This window comes from Micromonospora sp. NPDC049645 (genome assembly GCF_040675155.1).
Classification (GTDB): Bacteria; Actinomycetota; Actinomycetes; order Mycobacteriales; family Micromonosporaceae; genus Micromonospora.
The window spans coordinates 1-9,984 of sequence record NZ_JBFAOI010000034.1 but is presented as its reverse complement, the minus strand read 5'-3'; the positions used below and the strand labels follow the sequence as shown (position 1 = coordinate 9,984).

Sequence of the window (9,984 nt, the reverse complement as noted above, 5' to 3'; positions counted from 1 at the left end):
CCGGGGTGGCCCCGACCACCCGACACCACCGACCAAACCCGACAAGCCACCCCAACGGGGGACGCCAGCGCCACCAGACGGGGCTGTCCCGACCGACCCCCGGCGTCGATCAAGGAGTCGTGGTGGGCGCAATATTCCCCGATGCCCGATTGATGAGGCACCACAACTCCATGATCGACGCGCGGTTCGTGCACGCCCAGCCGGTGACGTCCGAAGCTCCCAGCATCGGTGAAACCACGACGGTCGGCGTGAACAGCCTCCAGCCGGGGGCGAGCGAGGGGGCAGCGTTCAGGCGCTGGGCTTCGCCTCCGCGCCGTCGCCGACTTTCGTGTCCTTGTCGAGGGCGGCCAGGATGGCCTCGGCCGTGCGCCGACCCACTCCCGGCACCTCGGTGATCTCTTCGACCGTTGCGGCCGAGAGTCGCTTGAGCGAGCCGAAATGCCGCAGCAGCGCCTTGCGCCGCACCTCCCCCAGGCCGGGGACGTGGTCCAGCGCCGACTCGGTCATCCGCTTGGAGCGGCGCTGCCGGTGGAAGGTGATGGCGAACCGGTGGGCCTCGTCCCGCACCCGTTGCAGCAGGTAGAGGCCCTCCGAGGTGCGCGGCAGGATGACGGGGAACTCGTCGTCCGGGAGCCAGACCTCCTCCAGCCGCTTGGCCAACCCGCACAGGGCCACGTCGTCGATGCCCAGGTCGGCGAGGGCCTGCGCGGCGGCCGCGACCTGCGGGGCACCGCCGTCGACGACCACCAACTGCGGCGGGTACGCGAATTTCCGTGGCCGGCCGGTAGTCGGATCGATCAGGACGCCGACCTGTGGCTCGACCGCGTCCTGCGGGGCGGCCGGGTCGTCGGCCGACTCCACACCCACCTCACCGGTCTCGGCCCTGGCGTCCAGGTAGCGGGCGAAGCGCCGCCGGAGCACCTCGGACATCGCGGAGAGGTCGTCGGTGGCACCCCGGACGATGAACCGCCGGTATTCGCTCTTGCGGGGCAGCCCGTCCTCGAAGACCACCATGCTGGCGACCACGTCGGTGCCCTGGATCTGGGAGATGTCGAAACACTCGATGCGCAGCGGCGAGGTGCTCATGCCCAGCGCCTCGCTGATCTCGTCCAGAGCCTTGCCCCGGGTGGTCAGGTCACCGGATCGCTTCAGTTTGTGCCGGGCCAGCGCGTCCTTGGCGTTGCGCTCCACCGTCTCCATCAGTGAACGCTTGTCGCCGCGCTGCGGCACCCGCAGCGACACCCGGCTGCCCCGGTGCTCGGAGAGCCATTCGGCAAGCGCGTCGGCGTCGGCGGGCAGCTCGGGCACCAGCAGCTCCCGGGGCACGTCGGTCTCGCCGTGCTCGCCGCCGTACACCTGGGTGCAGAAGTGGTGGACCAGGTCGCCGGTGGTCAGGTCCTCGGTCTTCTCCACGACCCAGCCGCGCTGGCCGCGGACCCGGCCGTCGCGGACGTGGAAGACCTGCACGGCCGCCTCGAGCGGGTCGTCGGCGAACGCGACGACGTCGGCGTCGGTGCCGTCGCCGAGCACCACGGTCTGCTTCTCCATGGCCCGGCGCAGCGCGGCCACGTCGTCGCGCAGCCGGGCGGCTCGCTCGAACTCCAGCTGCTCGCTCGCCTCGGTCATCTCGCGTTCGATCTTGCGCACCATGGTGTCGGTCTTACCGGCCATGAAGTCGCAGAACCCGTCGACGATGGCCCGATGCTCGTCGGCGGAGACGGTGCCGACGCACGGCGCCGAGCACTTGCCGATGTAGCCCAGCAGGCAGGGACGACCGACCTGACCGGCTCGCTTGAACACGCCGGCGGAGCACGTCCGCGCGGGGAACACCCGCAGCAGCAGGTCGAGGGTCTCGCGGATGGCCCAGGCGTGCGAGTACGGACCGAAGTAGCGCACGCCCTTGCGCTTGGCGCCGCGCATCACCTGCAACCGTGGGTACTCCTCGTCGAGGGTCACGGCGAGATAGGGGTACGACTTGTCGTCGCGGTAGCGGACGTTGAACCGGGGGTCGTACTGCTTGATCCAGGTAAACTCCTGCTGGAGCGCCTCGACCTCGGTGCCGACGGTGATCCAGTCCACCGACTCGGCGGTGGTGACCATCTGCCGGGTGCGCTCGTGCAGGTTCCAGACGTCGCCGAAGTAGGAGTTGAGCCGGCTGCGCAGGTTGCGCGCCTTGCCGACGTAGATCACCCGGCCGGTGCCGTCGCGGAAGCGGTAGACCCCCGGGAGCTCCGGGATGGTGCCGGGTGCGGGACGGTAGGTCGAGGGGTCAGCCACACTCCGAGACTAGCCTTCGGCCCTGACAGCCCAGATCGTCCCCGCCGCGCACTCACGGACAGCGGCATCGACATCGACGTCGCCGTCCGCCGCCACGGCAGACCTTGCCGTCCAGCCGACGAGCGCGGACGGCGTCGCGCGATCGACCATTACATTCTCGTTAGTGCGGACCGCGCACGTCCGGGAGGCCGCCGTCGCACATCGCCAACCGATTGCGTCATCACCCTTATTCGATGGAAACATTGACATCGACAGCTCGAACTCGGTAGGTTTCGATCACCGAAGTGATTGATGGTTCGGTGTCCACGGGGGACAATCGATGCCTGACGCGTTCCACAGATTCACCCTGTCCGAAATTGCGCGCTCGAAGCATCGACCGCCTCTCCCTGGCACTGCATCGTGCAATCCGAAGCAGTGATGCCTGCGCTGTCCGCGGGCATCCGGCGGAAGGGGACGAGATGTCAGAGATTATCAGCGCGAGCGAAACTACGTCGGCCCGGCGGCGGCCCTGGCCCGGCAGGTTCGGCGTGGTCGGCGTGGTGGCTGCCGCGTCGCTGCTGCCGGCGCTGCCCGCCCACGCGGACGACTATTACCAGGTCTGCCGGCCGAACACCACCGGACAGGTCTGCGTCTCCTACAACGTGACCAGCCGCACTGCCGCTGCAAACGTGCAGAACACGAGCGGTTCCGCCAAGACGATCACCCTCCGGCTGCTGAGCAGTCCGGGCGGTTCGGTGCTGAAGAGCACCACCAGCAGTGTCGCGAACGGCTCCTGGACCGGCTTTGGCGTCGGCGGCCGCAACTACGGCCCGTACTGCGCGGTTACTGGGGACGGCCTAGCCATCTGCCTGCCGGCGTAGAACCCGCCGGCGGGCTGTCCGCCATGACCGGATGGAGCCCTCCGGTCTCGCGCCAATAGCGGAAATGCGCCCCGGGCCCGATGAGATGGGCCCGGGGCGCATTAGACGAACAGCGTCGGTTACAACGACAATTTATTGTCGGCGCCACGGCAACCTACGTCATTTCAGCGAGAATCCATCCACGGCTTTCCCGAGGAGAGCCTCGCCGATCAATTTCTAACCGGCGCCAGCTATTAGGCGAATGAGATCTGGTCGCCGACCACCTTGACGGGCTTGGGCGGCAGCGGCTTGGTGGCCGGTCCGGCCTTCACCGACCCGTCCTCGATCGAGAACTTGCTGAAATGGCACGTGCAGTTGATCGTGCCGGCGTCAACATTCGACACGGGGCACCGCTGGTGCGTACAGATGGGGTCGAAGCCCTTGAACTGCCCCGGGCTCGGCTGCGTGATCACCACGCCCTCGGCGGCGAGGACCTTGCCGCCGCCGACCGGGATGTCGGCGGTGGAGGCCAGCGACTGGGCGTTCTGCCGGTCGCCGCCGCCGGCGTCGCCGGTGCTGGGCACGGCCGGGCCGGCACTGGTGGGTGCGTCGCTGCCGCTGCCGCCGTCGTCGTCGCTGCCGCAGGCAGCCAGCACGACGGCCGCGCCGACCGCCCCGACGCCGGTGAGCAGGGTACGACGGGTCTGCGTACCCGGACCGGTCAGCGCCTGATCGTCACTCATGCCTCGCCTCTCTCTAGCCCGCTGCGCCGGTCGAAGGCCGGCCACACTTCTCCACACGGGCAACTGTGCCGGATGGTTCATCGCGGCATCCGTTCGACCGGCAAATGGGGCGGGGCGGGCCGTGATCGGCCCGCCCCGCCCCAGAACACGCACGGAGGTCAGCGCGCGCCGGCGGGCACCCTGCGGCTGGCCCGCGTCTTGGTCGCGCCGTTGGCCTTGGCGGCCCGGGTGGTGGCGGCAGCCGCGCCCTTGGCCGCCCCGTCGAGCTTGAGCACCTGGCGCAGGAACTCGCCGGTGTGGCTCTCCGCCACCTCGGCGACCTCCTCCGGGGTGCCGGTGGCGAGCACGGTGCCACCCCGGTGACCGCCCTCCGGGCCCATGTCGATCAGCCAGTCGGCGGTCTTGATCACGTCGAGGTTGTGCTCGATGGTGATCACCGTGTTGCCCTTGTCGACCAGTCCTTCCAGCACCATCAGGAGCTTGCGGATGTCCTCGAAGTGCAGACCGGTGGTCGGCTCGTCGAGCACGTAGACCGTTCGCCCGGTGGAGCGCTTCTGCAACTCGGACGCGAGCTTGACCCGCTGCGCCTCACCGCCGGACAGGGTCGGCGCGGGCTGGCCGAGGCGTACGTAGCCCAGGCCGACGTCGACAAGCGTCTTGAGGTGCCGGTGGATGGCCGGGATGGCGGAGAAGAACTCGGCGGCCTCCTCGATCGGCATCTCCAGCACGTCCGAGACGGTCTTGCCCTTGTAGTGCACCTCGAGGGTCTCCCGGTTGTACCGGGCGCCCTTGCAGACCTCGCAGGGGACGTACACGTCGGGCAGGAAGTTCATCTCGATCTTGATCGTGCCGTCACCCGAGCACGCCTCGCAGCGCCCGCCCTTGACGTTGAAGGAGAACCGACCCGGGCCGTACCCGCGTACCTTCGCCTCGGTGGTCTCGGCGAAGAGCTTGCGGACGTGGTCCCAGACGCCGGTGTAGGTGGCCGGGTTGGAACGCGGCGTCCGACCGATCGGCGACTGGTCCACGCCGACGACCTTGTCCACGTGCTCCAGACCGGAGACCCGGGTGTGCCGGCCGGGCACCAGCCGGGCGCCGTTGATCTGGTTGGCCAGCACCGCGTAGAGGATGTCGTTGACCAGCGTCGACTTGCCCGAGCCGCTGACCCCGGTGACCGCGATCAACTGACCCAGCGGGAACGAGACGGTCAGGTTGCGCAGGTTGTGCTCCCGCGCGCCGTGCACCACCAGCTCCCGGGCCGGATCCTGTGGGCGGCGGCCGGTCGGCGTCGGAATCGACCGCCGCCCGGACAGGTACGCCCCGGTGATCGACTCCTTGTTCTTCAGCAGCGCCGGCACCGAACCGCTGTGCACGATCTTGCCGCCGTGCTCGCCCGCGCCGGGCCCGATGTCGACGATCCAGTCGGCGGTGCGGATGGTGTCCTCGTCGTGCTCCACCACGATCAGCGTGTTACCAAGCCCACGCAGCCGGATCAGGGTCTCGATCAGCCGGTGGTTGTCGCGCTGGTGCAGCCCGATCGACGGCTCGTCCAGCACGTAGAGCACGCCCACCAGGCCGGAGCCGATCTGGGTGGCCAGCCGGATGCGCTGTGCCTCACCGCCGGACAGGGTGCCCGCCGGGCGGTCCAGGGACAGGTAGTCCAGGCCCACGTCGAGCAGGAACCGCAACCGGGCGTTGATCTCCTTGAGCACCCGCTCGGCGATCATCTTCTGCCGGTCGGTCAGCTCGATGCCGGCGAGCAGGTCGGCGCACTCCCCCACGGACAGGTTGCACACCTCGGCGATGCTCTTGCCCGCGAGGGTGACAGCGAGCACCTCGGGCTTGAGCCGGGCACCGCCGCACGCCGCGCACGGCACGTCGCGCATGTAGCCCTCGTACTTGTCGCGGGACCACTCGGACTCGGTGTCGGAGTGCCGGCGCTCGATCCACTGCACCACGCCCTCGAAGCCGGTGTAGTAGGAGCGCTCGCGGCCGTACTTGTTGCGGTAACGCACGTGCACCTGGTCGTCGGAGCCGTGCAGGATCGTCTTCTGCGCCCGCGCCGGCAACGCCCGCCACGGCGTGTCGATGTCGAAGTGCTGGGCCTCGCCGAGCGCCTCCAACAGCCGCAGGAAGTATTCCAGGTTGTGCCCGGTGGACCAGGGCTGGATGGCGCCCTCGCGCAGGCTGCGCTCCGGGTCGGGAACCAGCAGCTCCGGGTCGACCTCCTTCTTGGTGCCCAGGCCGGTGCACTCCGGGCAGGCACCGTACGGCGCGTTGAAGGAGAAGACCCGGGGCTCGAGGTCCTCAATGGCGAGCGGGTGGTCGTTGGGGCAGGCCAGGTGCTCGGAGTAGCGGCGCTCCCGGTCCGGGTCGTCCTCGGGAAGGTCGACGAAGTCGAGCAGCACGAGGCCACTGGACAGGCCCAGGGCCGCCTCGACCGAGTCGGTCAGCCGCTGCTTGGCACTCGGCTTGACGGTGAGCCGGTCGATCACCACCTCGATGGTGTGCTTCTCCTGCTTCTTGAGCTTCGGCGGCTCGGTCAGCGGGTGCACCACGCCGTCGACCCGGGCCCGGGCGTAACCCTTGGCCTGCAGCTCGGCGAAGAGGTCGACATATTCGCCCTTGCGGCCCCGGATCACCGGGGCGAGCACCATGAACTTGGTGCCCTCGGTCATGGCGAGGACCCGGTCGACGATCTGCTGGGGGCTCTGCCGGGAGATGCGCTCGCCGCAGACCGGGCAGTGCGGCTCACCGATGCGGGCGTAGAGCAGGCGCAGGTAGTCGTAGACCTCGGTGATGGTGCCGACGGTCGAACGCGGGTTGCGCGAGGTGGACTTCTGGTCGATCGAGACGGCCGGGCTCAGGCCCTCGATGAAGTCGACGTCGGGCTTGTCCATCTGGCCGAGGAACTGCCGGGCGTACGACGAGAGCGACTCGACGTAGCGGCGCTGCCCCTCGGCGAAGATCGTGTCGAAGGCCAGGCTCGACTTGCCCGACCCGGACAGCCCGGTGAACACGATGAGAGCGTCCCGGGGCAGGTCGAGACTGACGTCACGCAGGTTGTGCTCGCGTGCGCCACGGATAATCAGTCGGTCGGCCACGTTGCGTGTACTCCCGGAAGAAGACGAAGCGAAGGATCTGTCCCGCTCTGGGCGGTAATGAGCGGTCGTGCGGGCGCGGAAAACACGCCTCGGCAACTCTAGCCCCGAGGTGTGACAGTTTCCCCCGCCCGCACATTCCCCCAGCTCAGACCGGTCGGCCGCACAGCCAGGCGTCGCCCCGACCCCCGGGTCAGTAGCCGCCGGGCGTCGGCGGACGCGCCGCCCGACGCCGGGCCGAACGCCACCCGCCGCGCCGTTCCGCCGCCATCCGAGCCTCCCGCCGGCGGCTCTCGTGGGCCACCTCGCCCTGCAGCCGCCGCCAACTCTCCCAGCGACGGGTGGACAGCTCCCCGCTGTGCAGCGCGTCCCGGACCGCGCAGGCGGGCTCGCCGTCGTGACCGCAGTCGGCGTACCGGCAGCCCTCGGCCAGCCCGGCGATGTCGGCGAACGCCCGGTCCAGCCCGGCCGCACCGTCGAGCAGGCCGACCGCCCGCACGCCCGGCGTGTCGATCACCGCACCGCCACCGGGGATGGGTACGAGAGCCCGCCAGGTGGTGGTGTGTCGACCCTTGCCGTCGACACGCCGGATCGCCTGGGTGGGCATCATCACCGCCCCGACGAGGGCGTTGACCAGGCTCGACTTGCCAGCCCCGGACGGCCCGAGCAGACCGAGCGTGCGGCCGGGCGCCACCTCGGCGCGCAGCGGGTCCAACCCGACGCCCCGTTCGGCGCTGACCGGCAACACCGGCACCCCGGGGGCGACCGCGGCCAGTTGGCGGGCCAGCGCGGACGGGTCGGCCGCGAGGTCCGCCTTCGTCAGCACGACCAGTGGCCGGGCCCCGGACTCGTGGGCCAGGGAGAGCAGTCGCTCGATCCGGCCCACATCCGGCTCGGGGTGCACCGGCTCCACCACCGCGGCGGCATCGAGGTTGGCGGCCAGCACCTGGCCGCTGGCGTCCTTGCCGGCGGTACGCCGGATCAGTGCGGCTCGCCGCGGCAGCACCACCTCCACGGTGACGCGGCGGTCCGGCCAGTTGGTGAGCAGCACCCAGTCCCCGGCGCAGGGCAGCGCGGACGGGTCGCGCGCCGCGGCGGCCAGCACCGCCCCACCCAGGCTGGCCCGGACCGGGCCGGTCGCGGTGAGCACCGTGCAGACCCCCCGGTCCACCCGGGCCACCCGGCCCGGCTGGTGCTCGCCGCGTCGCGCGGCGTACGCCACCCGCTCGGCGTCCCAGCCGAGGGCGGTCAGATCGATCGTCATGGCATCCTCATCGGTGTCGAAAGTTGGTGATGGCGGAACACGCGTGCCACGTCCGGCATGATCACCACCTCCGTCCGATGTCCCGGTGCCGCGTCTGCCGCTGACGGTAGGTCGCGCGCCGACGCGCCGAAAGCGATTTCCCCGGCGACGGCACGGGCGGCGGACCGCTAGGGTCGACGGGTGACCACGGATCCGCTGCTACTGATGGGCGAGGTGGACGCGGCCACCAGCCGTCTACTGCGTACCGCCGCCTCTTTCGACGACGCGGACCTGGCCGCCGCGTCGCTGCTGCCGGGCTGGTCGCGCGGCCATGTGCTGACGCATGTGGCGCGCAACGCCGACGGCTTCGTCAACCTGCTCACCGCCGCCCGCACCGGCGAGGCACTGCCGATGTACGCCTCGCTGCAGGCCCGCGCGGCGGACATCGAATCCGGCGCGGGCCGTTCACCCGCCGAGCACCTGGACGATCTGCGACGCACCGCGGATCTGTTCGCCGAGGCGGTCGCCGTGATGCCGGCCGATGCCTGGGCGGCGACGGTGCAGGCGCGTAAGGGCCCGTGGCCGGCCGCGCTGCTCGTCTGGGGTCGGCTGCGGGAGATCGAGGTGCACCACCTCGACCTGGCCGCCGACTACCACGCCGCGGACTGGTCGGACACGTTCGCCCACCGCCTGCTGCGCGAGGCGGCCAGTCACCACGCCATGGGTCCGACACCGCCGTCGATGGTGCTGCGCCTCGACGGCAGCGAGCACGAGGTGGTGATCGGGGACCGCGGCGGCGCCCCGGTCGTTTCCGGCCCCGTCGGCGACCTCGCCGCCTGGCTGATCGGCCGCGCCGACGGCGCCCCGCTCTCCGTCACCCCCGACGGTCCCCTACCTACTCCACCGGAATGGATCTAGAGAACTCATGACATACAGCGGAGACGTCACCCACGGCGGCACGCCGGCGGTACGGGAGTTGGACGGGCTGACCATCAGCAAGCTGTCGGTGGGCCCGATGGACAACAACGCCTACCTGCTGCGCTGCACGGGCACCGGTGAGCAGTTGCTGATCGACGCCGCCAACGAGGCACCCCGCCTGTTGGACCTGATCGGCGACGGCGGGCTCACCGCCGTGGTGACGACCCACCAGCACATGGATCACTGGGTGGCGCTGGAGGAGGTCGTCGCGAAGACCGGCGCCCGCGCGCTGGTGCACGCCGACGACGCGGCGGGGCTGCCGATCGAGGCGGAGCGTCTGACCGACGGCGACACCGTGGCGGTCGGCGACTGCGCGCTGGAGGTCATCCACATCAAGGGGCACACCCCGGGCTCGATCGCGTTGCTCTACCGCGACCCGGCCGGCACCCCGCACCTGTTCACCGGCGACAGTCTGTTTCCCGGTGGGGTGGGTAACACCGACAAGGACCCGGAGCGCTTCGCCGCGCTGATCAATGACGTCGAGCACAAGCTGTTCGACCAACTGCCGGACGACACCTGGTTCTACCCGGGCCACGGCAAGGACAGCACCCTGGGCGCGGAACGCCCCGCCCTCCCCCAGTGGAAAGCCCGAGGCTGGTAACCCCCACCCCCACCCCAGACGGAAGACCCGACGTCGACCGGGAACCACCAAAGATCAAAACCCACCGACGCTGGCGGCACTTCCGCGGAAGCCGGGACCACGACGGGGGCGGGGGCCCGCCGTGCCCGGCGCAGGGACCAAGCCTGACCGCCCGGAGCCGGGACAGGAAACAGCCGTAGAGGTCCTCGCCCTGCTCGCCGCG

At 70.4% G+C, this 9,984-nt stretch carries 7 protein-coding genes; 3 read left to right on the top strand and 4 right to left on the bottom strand.

What is annotated here, in order from left to right; all coding sequences use genetic code 11:
* Positions 1-288: 288 nt before the first annotated feature.
* Positions 289-2,277, bottom strand: coding sequence for an excinuclease ABC subunit UvrC (gene uvrC / locus AB0J33_RS31020; protein WP_363618689.1), 1,989 nt, complete (start codon positions 2,275-2,277; stop codon positions 289-291).
* A 458-nt stretch (positions 2,278-2,735) separates the two neighbouring features.
* Between uvrC and AB0J33_RS31015 the strand changes: the two genes are divergently transcribed.
* On the top strand, positions 2,736-3,137 hold the full coding sequence (locus AB0J33_RS31015; protein WP_363618687.1) for a hypothetical protein: 402 nt from the start codon (positions 2,736-2,738) through the stop codon (positions 3,135-3,137).
* Between the two features lie 233 nt (positions 3,138-3,370).
* On the opposite strand, the gene AB0J33_RS31010 is transcribed toward AB0J33_RS31015, so the two are convergent.
* The 3 genes from AB0J33_RS31010 to rsgA all read right to left on the bottom strand — a co-directional run bounded on the left by AB0J33_RS31010 (position 3,371) and on the right by rsgA (position 8,224).
* Entirely contained in the window at positions 3,371-3,859 is a 489-nt protein-coding gene (locus AB0J33_RS31010) for a Rieske (2Fe-2S) protein (RefSeq protein ID WP_363618685.1), read from the bottom strand.
* Positions 3,860-4,017: 158 nt separating this feature from the next.
* Positions 4,018-6,963 carry an excinuclease ABC subunit UvrA gene (gene uvrA, locus AB0J33_RS31005; protein ID WP_363618683.1) on the bottom strand — a complete coding sequence of 982 codons (2,946 nt, stop codon included), beginning with the start codon at positions 6,961-6,963 and terminating at the stop codon, positions 4,018-4,020.
* Between the two features lie 190 nt (positions 6,964-7,153).
* Positions 7,154-8,224, bottom strand: coding sequence for a ribosome small subunit-dependent GTPase A (rsgA, locus tag AB0J33_RS31000; protein WP_363618681.1), 1,071 nt, complete (start codon positions 8,222-8,224; stop codon positions 7,154-7,156).
* A 180-nt stretch (positions 8,225-8,404) separates the two neighbouring features.
* Here rsgA and AB0J33_RS30995 point away from each other — a divergent pair, with 180 nt between their 5' ends.
* Both AB0J33_RS30995 and AB0J33_RS30990 read left to right on the top strand, forming a co-directional pair.
* Positions 8,405-9,121 carry a maleylpyruvate isomerase family mycothiol-dependent enzyme gene (locus AB0J33_RS30995; RefSeq protein ID WP_363618679.1) on the top strand — a complete coding sequence of 239 codons (717 nt, stop codon included), beginning with the start codon at positions 8,405-8,407 and terminating at the stop codon, positions 9,119-9,121.
* Positions 9,122-9,128: 7 nt separating this feature from the next.
* Positions 9,129-9,782 (top strand): MBL fold metallo-hydrolase, encoded by a 654-nt coding sequence (locus AB0J33_RS30990; RefSeq protein ID WP_363618677.1) that lies wholly within the window; start codon positions 9,129-9,131, stop codon positions 9,780-9,782.
* Positions 9,783-9,984: the final 202 nt, after the last annotated feature.